We start from the raw sequence: 22482 nt of genomic DNA, 5'->3' as shown, positions 1-22482 counted from the left end.
CGCGTCGCCTCACAGCGTCTTCGGATCGATCCACCCCCGCTTGATGCCGTACAGCACAGCCTCGGTACGGCTGCCCACGCCCAGCTTGGAAAAGATGTTGGCGAGGTGGACCTGCACCGTACGCGGGCTGATGTCGAGGTCGCGAGCGATTTCCTTGTTCGTCCGGCCCGTGGCGGCCACGCGCAAGACTTCGAGTTCGCGGGGGCTCAGGGCGTCCTCGGGCGGTGTGGGCGTCTGCTGGGCGCTGAAACGCTCCAAGACCTTGCGCGCGACGCTGGGGTGCAGCGCACTTTCCCCCGCCGCCACCGCCCGCACTGCGCCCAGCAGGTCATCCTCGGACGTGTTTTTCAGCAGGTAGCCCGCCGCACCCGCCTCCAGCAAGGCAAACACATAGGCGTCGTCGTCGTAGGAAGTCAGCACGAGCACGCCCACGCCCGGTTGCTCGGCCTTGATGGCGCGGGTGGCTTCGATGCCGTTCATGCCGGGCATGGAGACGTCCATCAAGATCACGTCGGGCTTCAGTTCACGTGCCCGCACGATGGCCTCCTCGCCGCTCTCGGCCTCGCCCGCCACCCGCAGGTCCGCCTCGCCCTCCAGCAATTCGCGGGTACCCTTGCGCACGACCGGGTGGTCGTCAACCAGCAACAAGCGGATGGGCCGGATGGGATCGGTGGGCGTGCCTTCGGCAGAGTCCATGCCCCCAAGAATACGCGCCCCCGGGCCAGAACGGGAGAAAGCCGCCTCCACAGAGGGAAGCGGCTGACCCGAAATGTCTTGCCTCAACGGGGACCGGCAGCGCCTCAGGACTTGCTCAGGTCCTTCCAGCGTGCTCCCGCCGGGAAAGACAGCATGGGGTTGAAGTCGTCCTTGCTGATGCCCGTCAGCTTGTCGTTGTAGGCGAGGATGCCGGGATTGCTGGGCATCACGATGTAGTACGCCTGCTCCAGCGCGCGGCGGGCGATGTTGCCGTACAGTTCGTTGCGCTTGCTGGCATCGTCGGTGGAACGGGCCTCCGCGATCCAGCCGTCGATCTGCGGATCCACAAAGTTGGCGCGGGGGTGGTAAAAGCCGGTCGAGCTGTACATCGTGTTCACGAAGTTGTCGGGGTCCGCGTAGTCGGGAGCCCAGCCGGTCATGATCAGGATTTCCCGGCCCTTGTCGGCGTCGTCCAGGATGCGGCTCCACTCCTTGGCCTGGAGGTTGACCTTGAACTTCGGGTTCAGCGACTCGATGTTCTTTTTCAGCAGTTCCATTCCCGTCTGCGCGCCCACGCTGCCTGCGCGGTAGGTGGCGTTCACAACGAAGCCGCTCTTCCACAACTCTCCGCCCCAGGCTTTCTGGAAAGCGGCGCGGGCAGCACCAAGGTCGAACTCGGCCGGAGCAATGTCGGGGTTGTAGCCGGGGAAGGACTCGGGCAAGAGGAAGTTGCGCGGCTGGCCCTGCCCGCCCTGCACCTGCGCAACATAGGTGGGCACGTCGAAGGCCGACACGAAGCCCCGGCGCACGTCGGCGTCGCTGAAGAAGTTGGCCGGGATGCCCTTGCCGTCGAGCTTGCCGCTGCCCAGTTGCCCACCCTTGATGGACTGGTTCATAAAGATACCGAAGGCCGACACGTCGGGCAGATCATCCAGAACCGCGACGCCGGGCTTGCCCTTGAGGGCCGACTCGATGTTGGCGCGGGTACCCGCCTCGATGATGTCGGCGTCACCCTTCAGAAAGGCCTGCTGCCGCGCGGCGAGTTCCGAGACCTTCTGAATCAGCACATTGGGGATCTTCGGCTTTTCGCCCCAGTAGTCGCCGAAGGCCTGGGCGCGCAGGCTGGTGGCGTCGCGCCCCGCCAGGCGGTAGGCCCCGGTGCCGCTGGGGTCATTCGAGAGTGGGCTGCCCGTCAGGTCCTTGCCCACGGCGGCCTTCCAGGTGGCTTCCGTGCCGTCCCACTCACCGATCTTCTTGGCGTGGGCGCTGTCCACGACGCTTTGGCCCGGGTAGGCCAGCTTGGACAGGAAGGCGGGGTCCCCTTGCGGCAGCGTGAACACCAGCGTCTCACCGTCGCACCTGACGGCACCGGCGATCTTCTGCCAGGTGATGGATTTGTCGTCGTTCGCGTTCGCCCCGGTGCCCAGCAGGCTCTCGGACAGGAACCAGTTGCCGCTCTGGCTGGTGTTGGTCACCAGGTTGCGCCGGAAGGTGTATTCGGCGTCCGCGCACTTGAAATCGTTGCCCGAGTGAAACTTCACGCCGTCGCGCAGCGTGAAGGTGTAGGTCTTGCCCCCGTTGCTGACCCTCCACTCGGTGGCAAGCATGGGCTGCAACTGGCTGAGGCTGCTGCCCTTGTAGGTCACCAGCGTCTCGTAGATGTTTTCGACAATCTGTCCACTGCCCGTGTCATAGCTGGTGCCGGGGTCCAGGGTGGGAATATCGGCGCTTTCCTGCACCACGAGGACGGGACCGCCGTTGGCATCGGCCTTCTTGTTGCAGCTTGCCAGCATGACGGTCAGGGGCAGCAAGGCCAGCAGGCCCAGGGAGCGGCGGGAAAGGGAGGAAGGAAGGGACATGAAACTCCTTTGCAGAGGGCCGGGAGACCCGCAGGGAACGAGATGAACCGGCCGGAAGACGTCCGACCATGGCAGAACGGAGAGGGCCAGCGGGAACAAGGGCCAGTCCCCACGGCGCGGGCGACCCCAATCGGGCGGAGCAGAACACCATGCAAGGCGCCCGGGCCGCACCGCTCTCACCCTGGGGAAACGCCGTGAGACTAGCCCTTTGCGATGAGGGTATCCCGCGTTCCCTGACAAGAAGGAAACGCTCAGACCACAGCTGTCCGTCAGAAAGAGACGAGGTGTGCCAACAACGGGCACGGGCGCAAACTGAGCGCCTCTCCATGCCGCTCCCCCCACCCCAGCCTCCGTCCTCCGCTGTTCCCGCCGATTGAAAGCCCTCCCACACCGGGTTTGAGCGCATCAGTGTAAGGTTTCCTAATGACTTTGGACGCCATTTCCCCTTCCTTCCTGCTGCGCGGCACGGCGGCGGGGGGAACCCTGCGCTTTGTTGGCATCGACGCCACGCGAGTGGTGGAAGACGCCCGCCTGCGGCACAACCTCAGCAAGACGGCCACCGCGGCGCTCGGACGGGCGCTGGCGGCGTCGGCGCTGCTGGCCGCCGTGCTGGGCAAGAAGGGTGACAGCCGCGTGAACGTCCGCATCCAGGGCGGCGGCCCGGTGGGCTGGATCGTGGCTGAGGGCAGCGTGGACGGGCAGATTCGCGGCTATGTGCGTGAGCCCGGTGCAGACCTGCCCCTGCGCGAGCGTGACGGCAAGCTCGACGTGAGCGGCGTCGTGGGCACAGACGGCGAACTGGCCGTCACCCGGCTCCTCGACAACGGCGAGCCCTACACCGGCAGCGTGGAACTGGTGAGCGGCGAGATCGCCGAGGACGTAAGCACCTACTTGGGCGTGTCCGAACAGATCCCCAACGCGGTGCTGCTCGGCGTGTACGAGGAAGGCGGACGGGTGTACCGGGCGGGTGGGCTGCTCGTGCAGGCGATGCCCGGTGTTCGTGACGAGACACTGGCGCAGCTGGAGGCCAACATTCGCGGCATGGGACAACTGACGGACCACTTGCGCCGAGGCAGCCTGCTCGAAACCATGCAGACGGCGGCAGCGGGCCTGGACCTGACGCTGGCCGACGAGGCCCAGGCCGCCCGATTCCAGTGCCGCTGTTCCCGTGAAAAGGCGCTGGACAGCCTGAAGTTCTTCCGCCCCGACGAGCGCCAGGAGATGATCGACGAAGGCGGCCAGGAGATCGTGTGCCACTGGTGCGGCGAGCACTACCAGATGACCCCGAGCGAGATCGCGGGCCTCGACGCGCCCCGGGAACGGGCGCAGGCCTAAGGGAGGCGGCAGGGGCGGATGGCCGTGTACCTTTGGCCCTCGGTCATTTCCCAGAGCTGAAAGCACCCGGCGAAAGTGGCGCGGGCGTCCTTGTCCCCGGTACCGCGCCCGCGCCACTTTTGAACAGCGGCACGGTCTCGGGGACGAGGTGGGGCAAGCCCTCCGGGGAGATGTGCCGCGCCCGCTCCAGCGGCAGGGTCACGCGGGGGGCACGGCGGTAGCGCCACAGCCCACCTTCCAGATCGCTCAGCATCAGGTCCAGCAACAGGGCGCCTGGCAAGTCGGGGTGCCGGGCGTGGGCCTGAAAAGCGGGGGCTTCGATCGGGGCGTTCCAGATCTCGCAGGCGTCGAGCCGCCAGCCCTGCGCGGCCAGGGCGTCACGAACCTGAAACTGCGCCGCGCGGGGCCACACCACGTCCAGATCATCGTGGGGACGGGTGGATTCCCCAGAAACAGGTCCAGGGCCAGTCCCCCGGCAAGGGTCAGTCCCCCGGCAACCATCCGGGGCTGTCCGAGGGGACCCAACTCCTCAGCGACGAAACGCACGGGGGCAAAGCCGCGGGCGTGGTGCGCGAGGGCGCCAGCCTTGCGCGCTTTGTCAGCGGCTTCCCGGCCCTCACGGGCAAAGACGCCCCGGTACTGCCCCGCGGCCCCACAGTCTGCCGTCAGCAGCGCCTGCTGCTCGGGTGTCGGTGTCTCCGGCAGCAAGTCCAGATGCGGCTCGGGTACGTCCAGATCGGCCAGGGCGGGCGCGCTGCCGGGACCACCAAGCGTGACGTGAAAGACGCCCTTCCGCTCCGGAGCGGTCCAGCACGGAGCCGAGGGCACGGGACAGGTCAAAAGAGGCCAGGGACAGGTCAGGCATGGGCACAGACCAGCAGAGCACGGCTCCCATTCCCACGTCACGCGCATGTGACGGAGGCTGTACGCAAGGGTGAACGTCTTCACTAGAAAGCCCGGCCCGGCGCTCCCGATTCTCCCCATCTGGCTGCGGATAATGGGCCGCATGAAACGCCGGGTTCTCGCAGTCACGCTCGTTCTCCTCGGTCTGGGGCTGGGGGCCACCGTTCTGCGCGACGCGGTGCCCGTCTCGGACGCATGGTCCCCAACGGGCGAAACCGCGCAGGTGCAGGCCGAAGCCGCCTCCCGCTTGCAAAACGAGCAGAACACCATGGACATCGTGCGCCGCTACGAGCCGGGGCTGGTGTACATCTCCACCGAGCAGGAGGTGGTGGAGCAAAACCCGATGGGCTGGATGTTCGGGCAAGAGGGGCAGCGGGAAGTGCAGCGGGGCGTGGGCAGCGGCTTTTTCGTGAACGAAGGGGGCGACATCCTGACCAACTACCACGTGGTGGCGGGTGAGGGCGGGGGTGCGCCGGACCCCAGCACCCGCATTCAGGTCCGGGTGATGAATGCCAAAGAGGGCGTACCTGCCCGCATCATCGGCCTCGCGCCGCAGTACGATCTCGCGCTGATTCGTCCCGAGGGCCTGAGCCAGAACGAGATCAAGCCCATTCCTCTCGGCGACAGCGCGCGGCTGGGCGTGGGGCAGAAGGCGATTGCGATGGGCGCGCCCTTCGGCCTGGACTTCAGCGTGACCGAGGGCATCGTGAGCAGCACCCAGCGCCAGATCCCCATCGGCTTTTCCGCCACGGGCCAGGGCATCACCCAAAAGGCCATCCAGACCGACGCGGCGATCAATCCCGGCAACAGTGGCGGGCCGCTGCTGGACTCTTCCGGGCGCGTGATCGGCATCAACACCCAGATCTATTCGCCCAGCGGCGCGGCGTCCGGCGTGGGGCAAAACGCGGGCATCGGCTTTGCCATTCCCATCAACACGGCCAAGAACCTGCTGCCCAGGCTTCAGGCAGCGAAGGGAGGGGCGGTCTCGGCGCCGCGCATCGGGATTCAGCCCGGCCTGGTGGTGCAGGGCGGCCAGGGCCAGATCGTGCCCGTGGGCCTAAGCACCCTCACGGCCGAGGGCAAGCGGCAACTCGGCCTCCCCGACTCGGGCCTGGTGGTGGGAAAGGTGACGCCCGGCTCTCCCGCAGCGAATGCTGGACTGCGGGGAGGGAGCGGCACGCAGGACTTCCGAGGCGGCCAGGTGGCCACGGGCGGCGACGTAATCGTGGGCATCGACGGCGCGCCGGTAGACGCCCTCGAAGACCTGCAGGCGGCGCTTATCGACAAGCGCGAGGGCGACAGCGTGACCCTGAAGGTGTCGCGCGCAGGCAAGGCGCGCGACGTAAAGGTCACGCTCGACGGGAGTTCCTTTCAGTGATCGACCCATCGGGAGCCCCCGCCTGGGCCAACCTTCAGCCCCGGGACCGCGCCTGGTTGACCAAACTGGCGCGCCTGACGGGACCGGGAGCGCGGGTGGCCCTCGTCGGCGGAGCCGTGCGCGACGCCCTGCTGGGCCAGACGCCGCTGGACCTCGACGTGGTGGTGGAGGGCACGGACGCGGGAGCGCTTGCGGTGGCCACGGGTCTGCCCTTTCTCGTCCACCCCGCCTTCGGCAACGCCACCGTCACCCTGCCCGACGGGCGGCACGCGGACCTCGTGCGGGCGCGGCGGGAACACTATCCGGTTCCGGGCCACAACCCCGTCCCCGCTCCCGGTACCCTGCAGGACGACTTGCAGCGGCGTGACTTCGGGCTCAATGCGCTGGCCATGGAGATCGGGCCCGGTGGAAGCGTGACCCTGCTCGACGAGGCGGGCGGCCTGAAGGACCTGAGCGCGCGCGTGCTGCGGCCCCTGCACGCCGGGTCACTGCGTGAGGACGCCAGCCGCCTCGTCCGGGCCGCGCGGCTCGGTGGCAGGCTGGCGCTGGAGGCCGCCCCCGAACTGCTCCGGCAGGTGCCGGACGCGCTGGAGATGGCGCAGCGCACGCCCCGCCTGTGGGCCGAACTCCGGCTGCTGCTTCAGGAGCCCAGGCCGGGCCGGGCCGCACGGAAGTTGACGGAGTGGGGCGCAGGTTCCCTCCTTCCAAATGGAACGGTGGAACGGCTCGAAGCCCTGGACAGACAGCAGGACGCCGGGGAGAAGCTCCCCGCGCAGGTCTACGCGGCGGCCCTCCTCTCGGCCTCGCCCGAGCCTGCCGCGCTGGCCGGTCGGCTGGGCCTGGGTGAAAAGCCTGGGGGCCTGCTGGCCCGCGCGCGCGCGGACGTCCCCACCGCCAAAGGGAGTCCGGAAGCGGTTCTCCGCTCGCTGCTGCGCCCGGATGCCTACGCGGCCCTGACGGGGCGGGATGTGGTGGCGCTGGGCGTGCCTCCCGGCCGGGCGGTGGGGGCGGCGTTGGCCCACCTGGCAGAGCTGCGGCGAAGTGGGCACTTCCGGTCACAGGAGGACGAGCGGGCGGCCCTGGCGGCGTACCTGCAGGGATCCTCCTCCCCGTAACGGCCCATCCGCCATCCGGTCAGTTTCCCCGGTGGCCCGTAGAATGCACCCCTATGGGCCTGATCAATCTCCTGACCACGAACCCCGTGGCGTTCGTGATCATTGCGGTGGCGCTCGTGCTGTCGCTGACCGTCCACGAGTTCGCCCACGCCTGGACCGCAGACCGCCTGGGGGATCCCACGCCGAGGCGTTACGGGCGCGTCACCCTCAACCCGGGCAAACATCTGGATCCCTTCGGCGTGCTGCTGCTGCTGTTCGCGGGCTTCGGCTTCGCGCGGCCGGTGCCCATCAACCCGGGCAACCTGGGCCGCTGGGGCACCCTGTGGGTGTCGGCAGCGGGACCGATCAGCAACCTGCTCATCGCCGTGTTGGCGGGTCTGCTGATGCGGATGTTGGTGAGCGTGCCCTATGCCGCGGAGATCCTCGCGGTCATTCTCAGCGTGAACGTGGTGCTGGCGGTGTTCAACCTGATTCCCATTCCGCTGCTGGACGGCAGCCGGATTCTGGGCGCGTTGGTGCCCTCGCTGGGCCGCAGCCTCGCGCAGTTCGAGGCCCAGCCGTTTAGCTTCGTGATCGTGATGCTGTTTATCTTCATCGCCCGCGACGCCATTGACGGCATCATCGGCAGCGTGCAGGGGTGGGTGGAGGGACTGGTGGGCCTGTAACCTCAGCGATCAGCACCCTCCCCCGGCCTCAACCCCGGGGGCGCTGCTTTTGCCCCTCAGCGGAGGTGAAACATCATCGCCACATGTGCGCCGGTGCCGCCCAGCACGAACAGGTGCCAGATCTCGTGAAAGCCGAAGCCCGGGCGGGGGTTCCAGCGTTTGGTGCCGTAGATCACCGCACCTATGGAATACAGCGCGCCGCCTGCCGCCAACCACAGCAGCGCGGCGGGCGGCAGGTTGCGCCTGAGCTGCGGCAAGAAGGCCAGCGCCAGCCAACCCATGCCCACGTACAGCAACGTGCTGACCCAGCGCGGCAGGTTCATGGTGAAGGCCTTGAGCAGCACCCCCGCCGCCGCGATGCCCCAGACCAACCACAGCACCGCACCGCGCCACTCGCCCTCCAGCCCGCAATACGCGACGGGCGTGTAGCTGCCCGCAATCAGCAAGAAGATGCCCGCGTGGTCCAACTTGCGCAGCCACAGCAGTCCGCGCTCACCCGGGCGAAACGAGTGGTAGCTGGCGCTGGCCCCATACAGGGCCACCATGCTCAGGCCGAACACCACGAAGGGCCACAGGGCCAGCCCCCGCCCGTGCGCCCATGACAGCAGCGGCTCCAGCACCGCCAGAGCCGCCGCGGCCCCCGCCCAGTGGGTCAGGGCATTGACGGGTTCGCGGGGGGCAGTGAGGAGGCGCTTCACCCCTCCAGGGTAAGGGGCACGAGGGGGTGCGCCGTGGGGATTGGGACGGAATTCAGGGGGCCGTTATTTCCCTCCGTAGTTCGGCGCTTCCTTGGTAATGGTGACGCCGTGAGGGTGGCTCTCGATCAGGCTGGCCCCCGTGATGCGCACGAACTGGGCCGCGTCGCGCAGGGTCTGGAGGTCTGGAGCGCCGCAGTAGCCCATGGAGCTGCGCAGGCCGCCCACAAACTGGTAAATCACCTCGCCTGCCGTGCCCCGGTAGGCGATGATGCCCTCGATGCCCTCGGGCACGAACTTGCGGCTGCCGCTCTGGAAGTAGCGGTCGCTGGAGCCCTGGTCCATTGCGCCGAGGGACCCCATGCCCCGGTAGCTCTTGTAGCGGCGGCCGTCGCGCAGGATCGTCTCGCCGGGGGCCTCGTCGGTCCCCGCGAGCATGGAGCCCATCATCACGGCGCTCGCTCCGGCGGCAATCGCCTTGGGCACGTCGCCCGTCTGCTTGATGCCGCCATCGGCGATGATGGGAATGCCCGCCTCCATTGCGGCCTCCGAGGCCTGGAAGATGGCGGTGATCTGCGGCACACCAACGCCCGTAACGACGCGGGTGGTGCAGATGCTGCCGGGCCCGATGCCCACCTTTACGGCGTCTGCCCCGGCCGCAATCAGGTCCCGCGTTCCAGTCCCCGTCGCCACGTTGCCCGCGATCACGTCCACGTCGAAGTTCTCCTTCACGCGCGTCAATGCGTTCAGGATGCCCTGGCTGTGGCCGTGGGCGCTGTCGAGCACCAGCACGTCCGCCCCGGCGGCCACAAGCGCTCCCGCCCGGTCCATCAGGTCCGCTGAGACGCCGATGGCGGCGGCCACGCGCAGACGGCCCAGGCTGTCTTTGGCCGCGCGGGGGTATTTGACCCGCTTGGTCAGGTCCTTGATGGTGATCAGGCCGCGCAAAAAGCCTTCGGCATCGGTCACGAGCAGTTTCTCGATGCGGTGGCGCTTGAAGATCGCCTGCGCTTCCTCCAGCGTGGTGCCCACGGGCACAGTGACGAGATTCTCGCGCGTCATCACGTCGCTGACGGAGGTGGAGAGGTCGTCCACAAAGCGCATGTCGCGGTTGGTGATGATGCCCAGCAGCTTGCCGGTGGGGTCCGTGATGGGCACGCCGCTGATGCGGTACTCACCCATCATGCGGTCCGCCTCGCCTACAGTGGCGCTGGGAGGCAGGGTGATGGGGTCCACGATCATGCCGCTCTCGGACCGCTTGACTTTGCGGACCATCTCGGCCTGGGCGTCCACGGGCATGTTCTTGTGAATGACGCCGATGCCGCCCTCACGCGCCATCGCCACGGCCATATTCGTCTCGGTCACCGTGTCCATCGCCGCCGAGACGAAGGGAATGTTTAACCGCACGCGGCGGGTCAGCTGGGCCGACACGTCCACCTCGTGCGGCAACACCGTGGAGTGCCGAGGCTGCAGCAGCACGTCGTCGAAGGTGATCCCCTCCTGGGCAAACTTGTAGGCGAAGCGGTCTTCTGTGGGGGCAGAGACGGGTTGGGCAGGCGTGGCGGGAGCGCTCATGCACCCGAGTCTACCCTCGGGGGCTGTGGAACACCGTGGCCTGTCCGGCAGGAACGGCCCTCGCCCCCTTGCGCGCCCAACAAAGCCATGCTAGATTCTGCCTCGCCCATTTGGGTGCCCGTCTTTCAAGAAGTTGCAGACGTGGGGTCGTAGCTCAGCTGGGAGAGCGCGTCGTTCGCAATGACGAGGTCAGGGGTTCGATCCCCCTCGACTCCACCACACAAAACCCGCCCTCACAGGCGGGTCTTTTTCTTTGGCCCAGCTTCTTTGCCGCGGCGGCTACTGCCCCAGCACGGGTGGAAACTCGGGCTGGCGTTTCAGCGGCGTGAGGGCCGGAACGTTCACCGGAAAGGTCACGCTCTGCCCCGCGCGGGTAAATGTCAGGCCCGCCGGAGCGCGCCGCGCGGCCACCTGCACCCCAGGCAGTTTCGTCAGGGCGCTGAGGGGGACGAAGGCGCTGCCCTTCACCATACGGACTGGCAGGGACACCACGCTGCCCGCACCACCCGCCGCAACGTTCCAAGCCAACGTGGCCGTGCGGGGCGTCAGGACCTGCAGCCGCGCGCCCAGGGCGCCCACCGTTTCCCTGAGCGGCAAGAACACCGCGCCGCCCAGAACCTGCGCGCCGCGCGCCGCGGCCTGGGCGCTCTGCTCGGGAGTCAGGACCGGCGGGGGGGACGCGACGGGCTTGGGCGGCGCGGTGGGCGTTGGCCTGGATGGAGCCGGGGTGGGCGGGGTGGGACGCTGCCCCAGCACCGCCGCGGCCGCCGCCCTGCGGAACTGCGTGAGCGCCTGCGCCTCCGACGCACTCAGCATCCGGCCCCAGCCGGTGGGCACGCCCCGGAAGGTGGTCCAAGGACCGTCGGCCAGTGGGAGCTGCTTCGCCACGGCGCTCAGGCCGCCGCCCTCGGTGACGAAGTACAGGGTGCCCTGATTGCTGACCGAGACGTTTACGTCGATCTTCTTGCCCGTCTTGATCTCCCAGAGGGTCTGCCCCGCCTTGCTGATGGCGTGCAGGGTTCCGGCGAGGTCCGGCACCACAATGGAGCCGTCCGCCAGTTCCACTGCCGCCGCCGCCACCGGAGCCCCGGCCTTGTAGGTCCACTCGTCCTCGCCGGTGGTGTTGATCGCGTAGACGGTGCCGTCATAGCTCCCCACCACCACGAGGTCCCCGCCCGTCACAATGGGGCTCGCGTTCACAAACAGGCCGGTGGCCCGTTTCCAGCGCAGTTTGCCGCCCTGGTCGAGCGCGTAGACCTGCCGGTCGCTGGAGCCGAAGTACACGTTGCCCTGACGGTCGAGCGCCGGGCTGGAAAACACCAGGGACTTCGCGCGAAAAATCCATTTCGGCTTGCCCTCGGCCGTCAGGGCGTGCATTCCGAAGTCCTGCGCACCGAAATAGACTGTGCCGTCCGCCGCGACGGCGGGGCTGGAAAAGACGGGCGCGCCGACCTTGTAGCTCCACAGTGGCTGCCCCTGGGGACCGAGGGCATACACGGTGCCCCCCGCCGTGGCGACGATAACGCTGCCGTCGGGGCGCAGGGCTGGGCTGGCAAAGACGTCGCCGTCGAGCTTGGCCTTCCACAGCAGCTTGCCCGACGGGTCCAGGGCATACACGGTGTCGTCGTAGGAGGCGGCGATGACGTTGCCCTGCGGCGTGATCACCGGGTGGGCGCGGCCGATATCGCCGGTGGCGAAGTTCCATTTCTCGACGCCGCGCGCGTCGGTGCGGTGAATGCGGGCGTCCGATCCGACGAACACGAGGTCACCCGCGTCGGTCACGGCGACGGGCGAGAGGACTTTCAGGTCCTTGTACCAGGTAACCTGGGGGGCCTTTTGGGACTGGGCAAATGCCAGGTTGCCCAGGAGTGTCAAGGTGATAACCGCAAGAGGTTTCCTCATCTGAAGGTAAGCTCCTTTACATTGCCTTTATGAGAAGGGCGTCGCGTGGACGGCCCAAAGGGTAGCGTCCTAAGATGCGGTTGGTTATGAAAAAGATTCTCATGCTGACTGCGTTCGCGCTCGCCGGCCTCGCCGCCGCGCAGGACACCACCACGCCTCCGGCGGACACCAGCACCACCGAGACGACGGATACCAGCACCACGACCGACACCAGCACGACGACGGATACCAGCACGACGACCGACACCAGCACGACCACCGATACCGCCACCACGACGGACGCGGGGACCGGCATGGACAACATGAACATGGCTGATCCCTCCACCATGAGCGCCGGCGACAACTTCACGCGCGCCCAGGAGTACGCTGTGCAGGCCGACGTGGCCTACCCCGTGCCCTTCTACGACCGCACGCTGTGGAAGGCCGCCGTGAATTCGGCGTACTACGCCGCCAACATGGAGTCGGGCAACCGCGACTACCAGGCGTACCTCGCGCAGCTGTACACCAAGACCCAGTGGTGGATCAACGCCTATAACGCCTGGACCCGCCTCGGCGACCTGAACGACACCGAGAAGCAGTACGCTTCGCTGGCCGCCGCCAAGCTCGCCTACCTCGCCCTGCAGCGCGGCGACAAGGCCACGGCCTCCATGTACGTGGACAAGGGCATGGCGTGGGCCGACAGCTCCAGCCTGCAGGCGATCAAGAGCCGCCTGTAAACGTCATTCAAAACGTCTTGCCCCCACCGAAGTGGGGGCGTTTTCATGGCGCCGTGAGGGGTCCGCCTTCGGCCGTCTGGCTGTTCCCCGCACACTCCCGGTGGCCGACGGCTCCCTTTACACTTTCCCCATGCGCGTCCTTGTTCTCTCCGATACCCACGGTCTGTTGCGCCCGGAGGTGCTGGCTCTCGTGCGGGAGGCGGACGCTGTGCTGCACGCCGGAGATGTGGGCAAAGTAGAGGTGCTGGAGACGCTCCGCGGAGCTTCGGCCGGTCCCGTTCACGCCATTCGGGGAAATGTGGACCGTTCCCCTCCCCTTTCAGGGCTGCCCGAAACGCTGCTGCTCGAGCTGGAAGGCGTGTGGATCTACCTGCTGCACGATCTGAAGGCGCTGGACCTCTCGCCGGAAGTGGCCGGCATCCGGGTGGTGATCAGCGGGCACACGCACGTACCCCGGCTGGAGGAGCGGGGCGGGGTGACGTCCCTCAATCCAGGTTCGGTGGGGCCGCGCCGCTTCCGGTTGCCCGTCGCCTGCGCGTGGCTGCATGTGGCGGAGGCACAGGTGCGCGTGGAGCCGGTGACACTGCTGGAATAAAGGCTGGGAGCGGGGAAGGAATCATCAGAATTCCGGTTCATCCGTGATGAAACCACTGGCCAACCCGAGCGGACGGGCAACGCTACGCAGCAGAGCGAGCAGGAAAAACGCAGGCGGAGAGGCGTGGAATCACCGGAGCGGAGGGGATGGAACGGCTTCCCCGGAAACCATGTGCGTGGGCCGCGCGCCCTCTGGGCCACCCCAGAGTTTGCCGAATTGGTCGCGCCGCCCTGTACCCTGACCATTGCCAGCACGCGCACCACCGCCCTGTTCGGCGCAGGGGCCGCTCACCCCGCCGACAACCACAGCGCCATCACCGAGTTCCAGGTGGATGACGGCGACGCAGAATACGCGCGGACCAGGCCGGTTCTCGGCGACGTGGCCTTGCCGCCGACCACCCACCCATGGAGCAACCGCTGGCTGCTGTTCCGGGACCCAGACGGCAACATGATCAATTTCTTCACGTCTGTCGGCGGGGCGGCCGTCCGGAAATTCAAGCCTTGAAGGGGTGAGCGCAGCGGCATCCTTCCCGGTGCGGAAACGGCCTGAATGGAAACGGCATCCCGCGGAACGGCTTCTCGCCCGGATCGTCACTTTGCCTTCGTCCCTGTCCGGGGCCGGCAGTCCAGCGAAGTGTTCCCCCCGGTGTTAGCCTCCGGGCATGACCTCCTCCCCTTCCACCCTCCAGCGCGTTCACGGCACGCTGCATGCCCTGCAGGTGCCGATCCCCTACCCCATGAAGACGGTCACGGTGATGATCGATACCTCGGCCCCCGTTACGATGATCGATACAGCGCTGGACACGCCTGAGGCGCGGGCGGCCATCGAGGACGGCCTGACGGCGCTGGGGCTGCACTGGCCGGACGTGGAGCGGGTGATTATCACGCACCACCACCCGGACCACTACGGACTGGCGGGGCTGGTGGAGGAACGCAGCGGCGCGGCGGTGCAGATGCTGGACGTGGAGATCGGGCGCGGAGAGCGCTACTGGCACCTGTGGGAGGAGTGGCTGCCCGGCCACCTCAAGCATATGGCGGATCACGGCCTGCCCCAGGAACTGCTCGATACCCTGGAACTTGACAGCCGCCGCACCCGCGCCCGTGTGCAACCCGCCAGCCGCGTCCAACCCCTGCGTGAGGGCGCGATGCTGCCCCTGGCAGGGGCCGAGTGGGAGGTGCTGTGGCTGCCTGGCCACGCCGACGGGCACCTGGGCCTGTGGAATGAGAGCGGGGGCCTGCTGATCGCCGGGGACGCCGTCTTGCCGCGCATCAGCCCCAACATCGGTCTGTACGCCTACACCCGTCCCGATCCACTGGGGGATTACCTCCAGACGCTGGGCAAACTCGAAGCCCTCAACCCCGCCCGCGCGGTGGTGGGGCACCACGGTCCGGTGATGGACGGGGTGCAGGCCCGCGCCCGCGAACTGCGCGCCCACCACCACGAGCGGCTGGACTTTATCCGCGCCGAGGCCGGGCGCGAGGCCCGCAGCGCCTACGAACTCTCGCTCGCCATGTTTCCGAGAGAGCTCAACATGGCTGGGCGGCGTTTTGCCCTGGCCGAGACGCTGGCCCACGCCGAACACCTGCGCCTGCTGGGGCAACTCGCCCGAACGTGGCAAGGGGAGGCGTGGGTGTACCACGGGTAAAGGCAGAGGGCGGATGGCCGGGGGCTCCGAGCGTGCCACCCGGCCCGTTTGTCTGCACGCCCCGCTCTATACTCGCCCGCATGACGGTTTCGCAGACAGAACTTCAGCGCATCATGCGCGCCCTGGAGGACAGTGGACTGACCGTCGAAGCGGTGGAGGACGGCGCGCTCGTGCAAGACGGCGAAACCCGGCTGGCCCTGTTCGCGGAACCTGACCCCGCGGGCGGCGTGGTGGTGCGGCTGCACCTCGACCTCGACCTGTTCGTGGAGGAAGACGCCCTCCCCGACATCCTGATGGGCATGAACCTGATGAACCAGGGATTGGACTACGGCGCGCTGAACCTTGACCCCGTGGAAGACGAAGACGCGGACGACGACAGCCCCCTGACCTTCGCCGTGTTGGGCCGCGCCGTGCTGTGGTTGCGCGACCTGGGTCCCGACGAACTGGCCCGGCTGCGCGAACACCTGCGCCGCTTCGAAGCTGAGGTCACGGAAGCGGTGGAACGGACGCTGCACGGCAGCAAGGGCATGAGCGCCTGACGGCGCGCAGAGGGCAGAAGGCCGAGAACAGAGGGGCAAACGGGAAAAGCCGGGGCAGTTGCACCCCGGCTTCTTTTTGCGCTCTGCTCCCGGTTTTCTGCGCGCTCAGCGTTCCTGAAGCGGCACGTAATGCTGATCCGTCTCACCGATGTAGCGCGCGTCGGGGCGCAGCAGGCGGTTGTCGCGGGTGTACTCGATCACCGAGGCGCACCAACCACTGATGCGCGCCAGGGCGAAGATCGGGGTGAAGTATTCCTTTTTAATCCCAAGATCCGAGTACACCGTGCCCGAGTAGAAGTCCACGTTGGGGTAGATGCCCTTGGAGCCGATGCGCTCCACCACGACGCGCTCGATGGTTTCGAGGATCTGGTAGTACTGGCTCTTGCCTTCCTTGTTCGCCACGTGCTCGGCGTAGTCGCGCAGCACGCGGGAGCGGGGGTCGAAGTACTTGTAGACGCGGTGGCCCACGCCCATGACCTTTTCCTTGCGGTCGAGCTTGCCCCCGATGTACTCGGCGGCCTTTTCCGGCGTGCCGATCTCGTCGAGCATGTCCATCACCGCCTCGTTGGCTCCGCCGTGCAGCGGTCCCTTCAACGCGCCGATGGCGGAGGTGATGCACGAGTACATGTCGCTGAGGGTGCTGGCGGTGGCAATCGCCGTGAAGGTGCTGGCGTTCATACCGTGATCGGCGTGCAGCACGAGGGCAATGTCGAACAGGCGGGCCTGCTCCTGCGTCGGCTCCTTGCCCGTAAGCATGTACAGGAAGTTGCCCGCGTGGGTCAGGTCCATGCGCGGCGCGACGATTTCCTGGCCCTCCTGGGCGCGGTTGATGGCCGCGATCACGGTGGCGAACTGGGCGATCATGCGCACGGAGATGGCCCGGCGGGCCTCCTCGGTGGTTTCCTCCGCCTGGGCATCGAGCAGCCCAAGGTACGATACGGCGGTGCGCAGCGCCTGCATGGGGTGAACGCCCCGGGGCATCGCCTGAATCACGTCGAGGAGGGACTGGGGCACGGCGCGGTTGGCCTTGAGGTCCGCATCGAAACGGGCGAGTTCCTCGGCGGTGGGCAGCCGGGCTTCGAGGAGCGCCAGCGACAGTTCCTCAAAGGTGCTGTTCTCGGCCCATTCCTGAATTGGAATGCCCAGGTGCGTCAGGATGCCCTCCGAGCCGTTGATGAAGGTGAGTTTCGACTCGGTGAACAGAACGCCTTCCAGCCCCTTGGCGATGTTGGCGGTATTGGTCATGTTGCGCCTACCATACCACCGGGGGGCGGGCCTCCAATTCCGCCTGCGTGTCACGTTCCCGCAGCGGTGACAGCGCGCCTGGAAGCGGGCCCTACAATGCCACGCATGTCCGCCCCTCCCGCCGCCGTCACGCTCGCCCTCGATACCGCCACGCCTTTCCTGACGCTGGCGCTGACCTGGGAGGGCGGCGCGGTGCAGTCGGCCGAGGAGGTGGGCCGACTGCACGCCGAGCGGCTGCCCGGCGGCGTGCGCGCCCTGTTCGCGGAGGCGGGCCTGCCCTTCCGGGCTTCGGAAATCGTGATTGGCACCGGGCCAGGGTCCTACACGGGCGTGCGCGTTGGGGCGAGCTATGCCCTGGGGCTGGGCCGGGTCTGGGGAGCGCCGGTGCGCGGCGTGCCCACGCTGGAAGCGTTGGTGGGCGGCGCAGAAGACGGAGCGGTGGCCGTATCGCTCGGTGCTCGGCGCGGCAACGTCTATGGCGCGGTGTACGGGGTGGCGGGCGGAGTGGTGGCCCGGGTGATCCACCCTCCCACCAAGCAGACGCTGGAGGAATTCGGGGCGTTGGCGGCGGAACTTCCGCACCTGGGGGACGTGACGCCGGACGGGCTGGCGCTGCTGCGGGCGGGGCAGGCCCATGGAGCGAGCGACTGGGCGCTGGCGTACCTCTAGCCTGGCCTGGAGGCCAGGGTCTTTCGTTGTGCCCGGTCGGCGCTTCCCTGCGCGTCGGCCCTCGCGGCAGGAGCGGAACACACTTCCCGTTGGGGAAAATGCAGGGCCGTCAAGCGCCCGCAAGGATGGGGGCTGTCCGGCGGACATTCCCACGCAGCCGGCCCGCTCGCGCACGCCGTGCGCATCTCCCCGGCCCGTGTATTTGTATTCTGCCCGCACGTCGGCGGCCGCCCCGGAAAGATCGCCCGCGTGGACCACACGCCGCTCGCCGCCTGGCTCAAGCCGTGGGGGCAAGGCCGAGAGCGCGCTCCGCACCTCCTTGACGGCGTGTTCAACCACAACCGGTGACTGCCGCAGGAAAACGTCGGGGCTGGAAGACGCCCCGCCATGGCCTGCGCCAGCCGCCGGTTGTGGTGGCCCTGCACCCAAAGGGCCACGCCGTCGGCCACCGCCTCCATCACCCGGGCCATCACACCGGGTACGCCGGGACCACGGTCCACCAGATCCCCCACAAAGACCTGCCGCCCTGAGGGAGCGTGAACCCCCGCGCCCTGAACCTCGTACCCCAAGCCCTCCAGCAGTTCGGTCAACTCGGCGAGGCAGCCGTGAGCGTCCCCCCCATCAGGCCGAAGCCCGCTTAGCCCCGCGCGCGCAGGCCCAGCAGCAGGCCCGCTGTAAAAGCCCCCGCAAAGGGGAGGTTGGCCGTCAGCACGCGCATCAGCCAGCGGCTGCCCAGTTCGCCGCCCTGACGCAACCACGGCTCGGAAAGGGCCTGCAGGCGCGGCCAGTTGACCGTAACCAGATCGAAATAGGCGAGGAGTTGCAGCGCGATAAACAGCAGGCCGAGGGCCAGGAGGACCGCGCGCCCCACCTTCTTGAGGGCCAGGCCGGTGGCAAAGCCCAGCAGCGCGCCGACGCTAAAATCGGGCAGGAGGGGCCGCAGGGCGTCGAGGAGGGAAACGGAGGAGTCGGGCGGCGCAGACACGTGCGGGGCATGGTAGCGCGCCCACCGCCCAGCGCCGCCACTCAGCGCCACCGCCAAAAGGCTGACGCTTCCCCCGCGGTGAGGCGGTATGGTGGGAAGCGACGTGAATGCCGAGCCGGATGTCCTGACGCCCGAACTGCTTGCCCGCTTAGGCCGCGGCGAGGAAGAGGCCTGGTACAGCTTCGTCAGCGCCTACGAGGGGCGCCTGTACGGCTACCTGTACCGCCTGGAGGGCAACTCGGAAGACGCCCTGGACCTGACGCAGGAGGTGTTTTACCGGGCGTGGCGCAGCATCGGGACCTTCCGGCCCGGCGAGCGGGTGCTGCCCTGGCTGTACCAGGTGGCGCGCAACACCCAGATCGAGTCGCACCGCCGCAAGCAGCTCCAGCGCTTCAGCCTGGAAGAGGCGCGCGAGGAGGTGGGCTTCGAGGTCACCAGCGGCGCACGCTCGCCCGTGCAAAACGCCGAGAGCGCCGACGCGCAAGACCGCGTACAGCGCGCCCTGATGCAGCTGCCCGAGGAATACCGCGAGGCCGTGGTGCTGCGCTTTGTCGAAGACCTCGCCTATGACGAGATCGCCCGCATTCAGGGCGTGGCGGTGGGCACAGCCAAGAGCCGCGTGTTTAGGGCCAAGGAGCAGTTGGCAGAGCTGCTCTCAGGCGTGGCGGACGTGAATTAAGTACACCGCACCTAACGTTGCGACTTTTCAGGAGGGCACCGAAAAGTCTCCACTCCCGGTGAGCTGCACATTTTCCGCTTCTCACTCCGCTCGGTTGATCTAAAGATCAACTACGGTGCACTTAGAGCAGTTGTCAACGTGTGAACTTCTTTTTGACCGAGCCCGGCGAGCGCAATGCGCATGGGGGAGGATGGGGCGCCGTGAGGGCTGCGCCCTCCACGCGCGGCGCCATTCGGACAACTGCGCTCGGCGCAGGGCCGAAGGCCAGAGAAGTTCCCGCTCAAGCGGGCCCATCCCCTGCGCTCTTTGCGCGGCCACGCCTCGTGCGCCTCCTCACGGCGCGTTGCCCCCTTTCCCCGCTAGCCTGGACGCATGGGGGCAACGGAAAGACGGGGGGCGCTGCTGGCGCTGTTGCTGGCGGCCGCGCCGTGGGAACCGCTGGTGAGCGCGCAGGCCGCGGCGGGCGACTTTCAGGTCCGGTTCTCCATGAACGAGGACCGGCTCGCGCCGCTGGAGGTCACCTTTCAGGGGGGGGCACGCCCCGAGCAGCGGGTGGAATGGGACTTTGGGGACGGGACGGCGGGCCAGGGCCAGACCCAGACGCACACCTACTACCGGCCCGGGACCTACACCGTGCGTTCAACGTTGCGCACGGCCACCGGACAGGTGCTTTCGCGGGCCACCGGCACGCTGGAGGTCAAGAGCGCAGGCAGCGAGCGGGCCCAGATGGTGGTGCTGCTGGGCCGGGGCGAGGTGCGCTTCTCGGCGGCGGGCAGCGTGGTGTACCGCCGGACCACGCCCACCTTTACCCTCAATGACCGTCCCGTGGGCGCGGGGCCAGTGCAGGTGGTGGCGGGCGAGTACCGGGCCAGCCTTCACCTGAGCGGCGAGGGTGGCAACCTCAGCCGCAGCGTTCGGTTCCGGATGGCCCCGCTGACGGCCAGCGTGCCCTTCGAGACCGAGGTGCTGCGGCTGACCAACCGGGCGCGGGCGCGCGGTTGGAACTGCACGACGTTGAAGGAGGGCGGTCCGGCCCGAGCACCGCTGACCCGCGATTCCAAGCTGGAGGTGGCGGCGCTCGCCCAGTCAGCGGGCATGGCCCTGAACGACTATTTCGATCACCTGAGTGCGGTGGACGGCAGCACCCCCGCGGCGCGCGTGGAGGCGGCGGGGGTGCGCGCAGAGGCGAGCGGCGAGAACATCGCCGCCGGGCAGGCCACCCCCGATGAGGTGGTGCGGGCGTGGCTGCGCAGTCCCGGGCACTGCCGCAACATCATGGGAGACTTTAGCCACATGGGCGTGTCGTACGTGGGCCGCCCCTACACGAAATACACCCACTACTGGACGCAGGTGTTTGCCACTCCGGCGGATTGAGCCGCCTCTCCCCTACGCCTCCCCGCTCCCGCCACGCGGCCCACCCAGGGTGACGCGCACGAGCGTGCCGCCACACGGGGCGTCTTCCAGCGTGACCTCGCCCCGGTGGGCGCGGACCAGGCGGCGCACCAGCGTCAGGCCCAGCCCCTGCCCGCCCGCCGCGTGGCCCTGTCCGCGCTCGAAGGGCCAGAAAAGGCGCTCACGCAGCGCGGGGGGAATGCCAGGGCCCGCGTCCTGCACGGTGATCTCGGGCCGGCCGTCCACCTGGGCGAGGCGCACCTGTACCGGACCGCCGGTGTATTTCAGCGCGTTTTCCACCAGGTTCTCGATCACCTGACGCAGCCGGGCGGCGTCCACCAGCCATACCAGGGGCTGCGCGGGCACCTCGACGCTCACGCGGGGTGCCTCCATCCGCTCCACCAGGGAGCGCAGATCCAGCTGCGTGACGTCCAGCACAGCGTCGAGATAGAGGTCCTGCAGGTGGCTCAGGTCCGCCCGGCTGGCGATCTGGCCCGCGCTGTCCTCGATCAGGGTCAGCAGATGTGCGCGCTGCTCGGGCGTCTCGGCCTGCCGCAGCAGGTCGCTGGCAAGCAGCAGTGACTGCAGGGGACGGCGCAGTTCATGGCTGGCAAAGTCGAGCGCCTCGCGCTGCCGGGCCTCGCGGTGGGCCTGACGCTCACGCTCGGCGCGCCACCGCAGCAGGGCCCGGGCGGTCAGCAACATGCTCAGCAGGCCGGTCAAGGCGGCGGCCACCACCAGCACCCAGCGCAGAAAGGTCAGGACCTCCAGCGCCTGCGCCTGCGTGTCGTGCGTCAGGCTGCTCGCCTGGGCGTTGAGCATGACCGCCTCGCGGGCGGCGGCGGCGGCCGAACCGGGTGTGCCGCGCCGCAGCAGGGCGCGGATGTGACTCAGCCGCGCTTCCCCGTAGGTCTCCACCACGGGCAGCAGCGAGAACTGTCCGGGGGCATTGAGGCTCGACAGCACGATGTCACGCCGCAACTGCCGCTCGGCGGCCGACGCCTCTGGATCGAGCAGCGCCACCTGGTACGCCTGCACGTCCTGCGCGAGGCCCTGGTAGGCGTAGGGACTCCAGCCACTGCTGCGCCGCACCACCGTGTCGTAGGCCGGCCGGGCCGCCAGCGTCAGCAGCGCCGCCGCCATAAGCGCGGGCAGCGCGGCGAGCAGCGCCTCGCGCCACACCACCCAACGCCGCACCGCTCCCGGCGGGCGAGGGCCCGGAGACCGCTCCGGTAGCCCTTGCGGCGTCCGCTTCGTCGTCACGGCGCGGGGGTGATGCGTTCCACGAACCACACCCACGCCGAGCCGTACTGCTTGCGCGGAAACCGCGCGGGGTCATCGGGCAGCACCACCGTCAGCGGTCCCTTTTCCAGCACGGAGATGGGGTGACCGTTCGCGGTATGCGCGAGCATGATGGGCGCCTCAAGATAGTCGCGGGCGTGAAGGGTCGTCACGTAGCCGTTGCTCGCGTACAGCCGCATGTCCTTGCCTCCGAAGCCGCCCAGAACGGCGAGGTCCCGCAGCGGGACGCCCTCATAGGTGAAGGTGCGGTCCAGCTGCGCGTGGTGGGTGGTGTAGCGCACGGTGGGCAGCGTAAGCAACTGCGCCCGGGTGAGGCGCAGCGGGCGGGCGCGGCCCTCCAGCGTCAGCAGCACGCCCTCGCCGGGCTGAGGCGCGGACATGGCCTGCCCACCGCGCACATAGGGAAAGGCCATGGGCAGCGAACTGCGGGGCACACCCCAGGCCACACTTCCCAGGCCCAGCGACAGCAGAACGAGGACTCGCAGGCGCACGCCCCACTCTAGAGGGCGCGGAAGAACTCCTCAATCCCTCTCTCGGCAGGTCCCGCCCTTCCCCCGCCCTGCACCGCCGGTGATTTGAGAAAAGGGTGAAG

The 22482-nt window shown here is 68.3% G+C and carries 23 protein-coding genes and 1 tRNA gene; 13 read left to right on the top strand and 11 right to left on the bottom strand.

What is annotated here, in order from left to right; genetic code table 11:
* Window positions 1-9 precede the first annotated feature (9 nt).
* Entirely contained in the window at window positions 10-696 is a 687-nt protein-coding gene (locus B9A95_RS17990; protein ID WP_084048552.1) for a response regulator, read from the bottom strand.
* Between the two features lie 104 nt (window positions 697-800).
* On the bottom strand, window positions 801-2555 hold the full coding sequence (locus tag B9A95_RS17985) for an ABC transporter substrate-binding protein (RefSeq protein ID WP_084048551.1): 1755 nt from the start codon (window positions 2553-2555) through the stop codon (window positions 801-803).
* A gap of 423 nt (window positions 2556-2978) precedes the next feature.
* On the opposite strand from B9A95_RS17985, the gene hslO reads away from it, so the two are divergent.
* Window positions 2979-3890 carry an Hsp33 family molecular chaperone HslO gene (hslO, locus tag B9A95_RS17980; RefSeq protein WP_084048550.1) on the top strand — a complete coding sequence of 304 codons (912 nt, stop codon included), beginning with the start codon at window positions 2979-2981 and terminating at the stop codon, window positions 3888-3890.
* Between the two features lie 43 nt (window positions 3891-3933).
* On the opposite strand, the gene B9A95_RS17975 is transcribed toward hslO, so the two are convergent.
* Window positions 3934-4305, bottom strand: coding sequence for a hypothetical protein (locus B9A95_RS17975; protein ID WP_139806861.1), 372 nt, complete (start codon window positions 4303-4305; stop codon window positions 3934-3936).
* Between the two features lie 591 nt (window positions 4306-4896).
* Here B9A95_RS17975 and B9A95_RS17970 point away from each other — a divergent pair.
* The 3 genes from B9A95_RS17970 to B9A95_RS17960 are packed head-to-tail and all read left to right on the top strand — an operon-like array spanning window position 4897 to window position 7951.
* Entirely contained in the window at window positions 4897-6171 is a 1275-nt protein-coding gene (locus B9A95_RS17970) for a S1C family serine protease (protein WP_084050810.1), read from the top strand.
* Window positions 6168-7286, top strand: a complete 1119-nt coding sequence (locus B9A95_RS17965) for a tRNA nucleotidyltransferase/poly(A) polymerase family protein (protein WP_245808366.1) — start codon at window positions 6168-6170, stop codon at window positions 7284-7286. The genes B9A95_RS17970 and B9A95_RS17965 overlap by 4 nt, the downstream gene beginning before the upstream one ends.
* 53 nt (window positions 7287-7339) lie before the next feature.
* Entirely contained in the window at window positions 7340-7951 is a 612-nt protein-coding gene (locus B9A95_RS17960) for a site-2 protease family protein (RefSeq protein ID WP_084048548.1), read from the top strand.
* A 56-nt stretch (window positions 7952-8007) separates the two neighbouring features.
* Here B9A95_RS17960 and trhA read toward each other — a convergent pair whose 3' ends face one another.
* Together trhA and guaB are read right to left on the bottom strand one after the other, a co-directional pair.
* Entirely contained in the window at window positions 8008-8649 is a 642-nt protein-coding gene (gene trhA, locus B9A95_RS17955) for a PAQR family membrane homeostasis protein TrhA (RefSeq protein WP_084048547.1), read from the bottom strand.
* Between the two features lie 63 nt (window positions 8650-8712).
* Window positions 8713-10221: an IMP dehydrogenase gene (gene guaB / locus B9A95_RS17950; protein WP_084048546.1), complete on the bottom strand. Its 1509-nt coding sequence runs from the start codon at window positions 10219-10221 to the stop codon at window positions 8713-8715.
* A 143-nt stretch (window positions 10222-10364) separates the two neighbouring features.
* On the opposite strand from guaB, the gene B9A95_RS17945 reads away from it, so the two are divergent.
* Window positions 10365-10440 (top strand) — tRNA-Ala (locus B9A95_RS17945).
* A 60-nt stretch (window positions 10441-10500) separates the two neighbouring features.
* Here B9A95_RS17945 and B9A95_RS17940 read toward each other — a convergent pair.
* Window positions 10501-12123: an outer membrane protein assembly factor BamB family protein gene (locus B9A95_RS17940; RefSeq protein WP_084048545.1), complete on the bottom strand. Its 1623-nt coding sequence runs from the start codon at window positions 12121-12123 to the stop codon at window positions 10501-10503.
* 86 nt (window positions 12124-12209) lie between these two features.
* On the opposite strand from B9A95_RS17940, the gene B9A95_RS33895 reads away from it, so the two are divergent.
* The 5 genes from B9A95_RS33895 (at window position 12210) to B9A95_RS17915 (ending at window position 15618) form a co-directional block, all read left to right on the top strand.
* On the top strand, window positions 12210-12839 hold the full coding sequence (locus B9A95_RS33895; RefSeq protein WP_245808365.1) for a hypothetical protein: 630 nt from the start codon (window positions 12210-12212) through the stop codon (window positions 12837-12839).
* Window positions 12840-12969: 130 nt separating this feature from the next.
* The gene (locus B9A95_RS17930) at window positions 12970-13434 is read left to right on the top strand and encodes a metallophosphoesterase family protein (protein ID WP_084048543.1); all 465 of its coding nucleotides are present in this window, start codon (window positions 12970-12972) and stop codon (window positions 13432-13434) included.
* Between the two features lie 171 nt (window positions 13435-13605).
* Window positions 13606-13938, top strand: coding sequence for a VOC family protein (locus tag B9A95_RS17925; RefSeq protein WP_139806860.1), 333 nt, complete (start codon window positions 13606-13608; stop codon window positions 13936-13938).
* 157 nt (window positions 13939-14095) lie between these two features.
* Window positions 14096-15079, top strand: a complete 984-nt coding sequence (locus tag B9A95_RS17920; protein WP_084048541.1) for an MBL fold metallo-hydrolase — start codon at window positions 14096-14098, stop codon at window positions 15077-15079.
* Window positions 15080-15159: 80 nt separating this feature from the next.
* Entirely contained in the window at window positions 15160-15618 is a 459-nt protein-coding gene (locus B9A95_RS17915) for a hypothetical protein (protein WP_084048540.1), read from the top strand.
* A 105-nt stretch (window positions 15619-15723) separates the two neighbouring features.
* Here the strand turns inward: B9A95_RS17915 and B9A95_RS17910 are convergent, their stop codons facing one another.
* Window positions 15724-16863, bottom strand: coding sequence for a citrate/2-methylcitrate synthase (locus B9A95_RS17910; protein ID WP_084048539.1), 1140 nt, complete (start codon window positions 16861-16863; stop codon window positions 15724-15726).
* A 105-nt stretch (window positions 16864-16968) separates the two neighbouring features.
* Between B9A95_RS17910 and tsaB the strand changes: the two genes are divergently transcribed.
* Entirely contained in the window at window positions 16969-17532 is a 564-nt protein-coding gene (gene tsaB, locus B9A95_RS17905) for a tRNA (adenosine(37)-N6)-threonylcarbamoyltransferase complex dimerization subunit type 1 TsaB (RefSeq protein WP_139806859.1), read from the top strand.
* Here tsaB and B9A95_RS32430 read toward each other — a convergent pair.
* The gene (locus B9A95_RS32430) at window positions 17529-18122 is read right to left on the bottom strand and encodes a metallophosphoesterase family protein (protein WP_139806858.1); all 594 of its coding nucleotides are present in this window, start codon (window positions 18120-18122) and stop codon (window positions 17529-17531) included. The two genes, tsaB and B9A95_RS32430, sit on opposite strands and share 4 nt — an antisense overlap.
* 47 nt (window positions 18123-18169) lie before the next feature.
* A complete protein-coding gene (locus tag B9A95_RS17900; protein WP_084050809.1) occupies window positions 18170-18517 on the bottom strand; it encodes an FUN14 domain-containing protein in 348 nt (115 codons plus the stop codon).
* Between the two features lie 88 nt (window positions 18518-18605).
* Between B9A95_RS17900 and B9A95_RS17895 the strand changes: the two genes are divergently transcribed.
* Both B9A95_RS17895 and B9A95_RS17890 read left to right on the top strand, forming a co-directional pair.
* Window positions 18606-19196, top strand: a complete 591-nt coding sequence (locus tag B9A95_RS17895; RefSeq protein WP_084048537.1) for an RNA polymerase sigma factor — start codon at window positions 18606-18608, stop codon at window positions 19194-19196.
* Between the two features lie 372 nt (window positions 19197-19568).
* A complete protein-coding gene (locus B9A95_RS17890) occupies window positions 19569-20570 on the top strand; it encodes a CAP domain-containing protein (RefSeq protein ID WP_084048536.1) in 1002 nt (333 codons plus the stop codon).
* 12 nt (window positions 20571-20582) lie between these two features.
* On the opposite strand, the gene B9A95_RS17885 is transcribed toward B9A95_RS17890, so the two are convergent.
* Window positions 20583-21851 carry a sensor histidine kinase gene (locus B9A95_RS17885; protein ID WP_245808364.1) on the bottom strand — a complete coding sequence of 423 codons (1269 nt, stop codon included), beginning with the start codon at window positions 21849-21851 and terminating at the stop codon, window positions 20583-20585.
* Window positions 21848-22381 carry a putative pterin-binding protein gene (locus B9A95_RS17880; protein ID WP_245808363.1) on the bottom strand — a complete coding sequence of 178 codons (534 nt, stop codon included), beginning with the start codon at window positions 22379-22381 and terminating at the stop codon, window positions 21848-21850. Before B9A95_RS17880 ends, B9A95_RS17885 begins: the two co-directional genes overlap by 4 nt.
* Window positions 22382-22482: the final 101 nt, after the last annotated feature.

The sequence above is a fragment of the Deinococcus hopiensis KR-140 genome (genome assembly GCF_900176165.1).
Taxonomy (GTDB): domain Bacteria; phylum Deinococcota; class Deinococci; order Deinococcales; family Deinococcaceae; genus Deinococcus; species Deinococcus hopiensis.
This window is presented reverse-complemented; position numbering and strand designations above follow the sequence as displayed.

Excerpts from the sequence above, each read along its gene's own strand:
- B9A95_RS17890 (WP_084048536.1), top strand. The coding sequence starts at position 19,569 with ATGGGGGCAACGGAAAGACGGGGGGCGCTGCTGGCGCTGTTGCTGGCG.
- B9A95_RS17920 (WP_084048541.1), top strand. The coding sequence starts at position 14,096 with ATGACCTCCTCCCCTTCCACCCTCCAGCGCGTTCACGGCACGCTGCAT.
- B9A95_RS17915 (WP_084048540.1), top strand. The coding sequence starts at position 15,160 with ATGACGGTTTCGCAGACAGAACTTCAGCGCATCATGCGCGCCCTGGAG.
- hslO (WP_084048550.1), top strand. The coding sequence starts at position 2,979 with ATGACTTTGGACGCCATTTCCCCTTCCTTCCTGCTGCGCGGCACGGCG.
- B9A95_RS17930 (WP_084048543.1), top strand. The coding sequence starts at position 12,970 with ATGCGCGTCCTTGTTCTCTCCGATACCCACGGTCTGTTGCGCCCGGAG.
- B9A95_RS17970 (WP_084050810.1), top strand. The coding sequence starts at position 4,897 with ATGAAACGCCGGGTTCTCGCAGTCACGCTCGTTCTCCTCGGTCTGGGG.
- guaB (WP_084048546.1), bottom strand. The coding sequence starts at position 10,221 with ATGAGCGCTCCCGCCACGCCTGCCCAACCCGTCTCTGCCCCCACAGAA.
- B9A95_RS17910 (WP_084048539.1), bottom strand. The coding sequence starts at position 16,863 with ATGACCAATACCGCCAACATCGCCAAGGGGCTGGAAGGCGTTCTGTTC.
- B9A95_RS17990 (WP_084048552.1), bottom strand. The coding sequence starts at position 696 with ATGGACTCTGCCGAAGGCACGCCCACCGATCCCATCCGGCCCATCCGC.
- tsaB (WP_139806859.1), top strand. The coding sequence starts at position 16,969 with ATGTCCGCCCCTCCCGCCGCCGTCACGCTCGCCCTCGATACCGCCACG.
- B9A95_RS17985 (WP_084048551.1), bottom strand. The coding sequence starts at position 2,555 with ATGTCCCTTCCTTCCTCCCTTTCCCGCCGCTCCCTGGGCCTGCTGGCC.
- B9A95_RS33895 (WP_245808365.1), top strand. The coding sequence starts at position 12,210 with ATGAAAAAGATTCTCATGCTGACTGCGTTCGCGCTCGCCGGCCTCGCC.
- B9A95_RS17960 (WP_084048548.1), top strand. The coding sequence starts at position 7,340 with ATGGGCCTGATCAATCTCCTGACCACGAACCCCGTGGCGTTCGTGATC.
- B9A95_RS17940 (WP_084048545.1), bottom strand. The coding sequence starts at position 12,123 with ATGAGGAAACCTCTTGCGGTTATCACCTTGACACTCCTGGGCAACCTG.
- B9A95_RS17895 (WP_084048537.1), top strand. The coding sequence starts at position 18,606 with ATGGTGGGAAGCGACGTGAATGCCGAGCCGGATGTCCTGACGCCCGAA.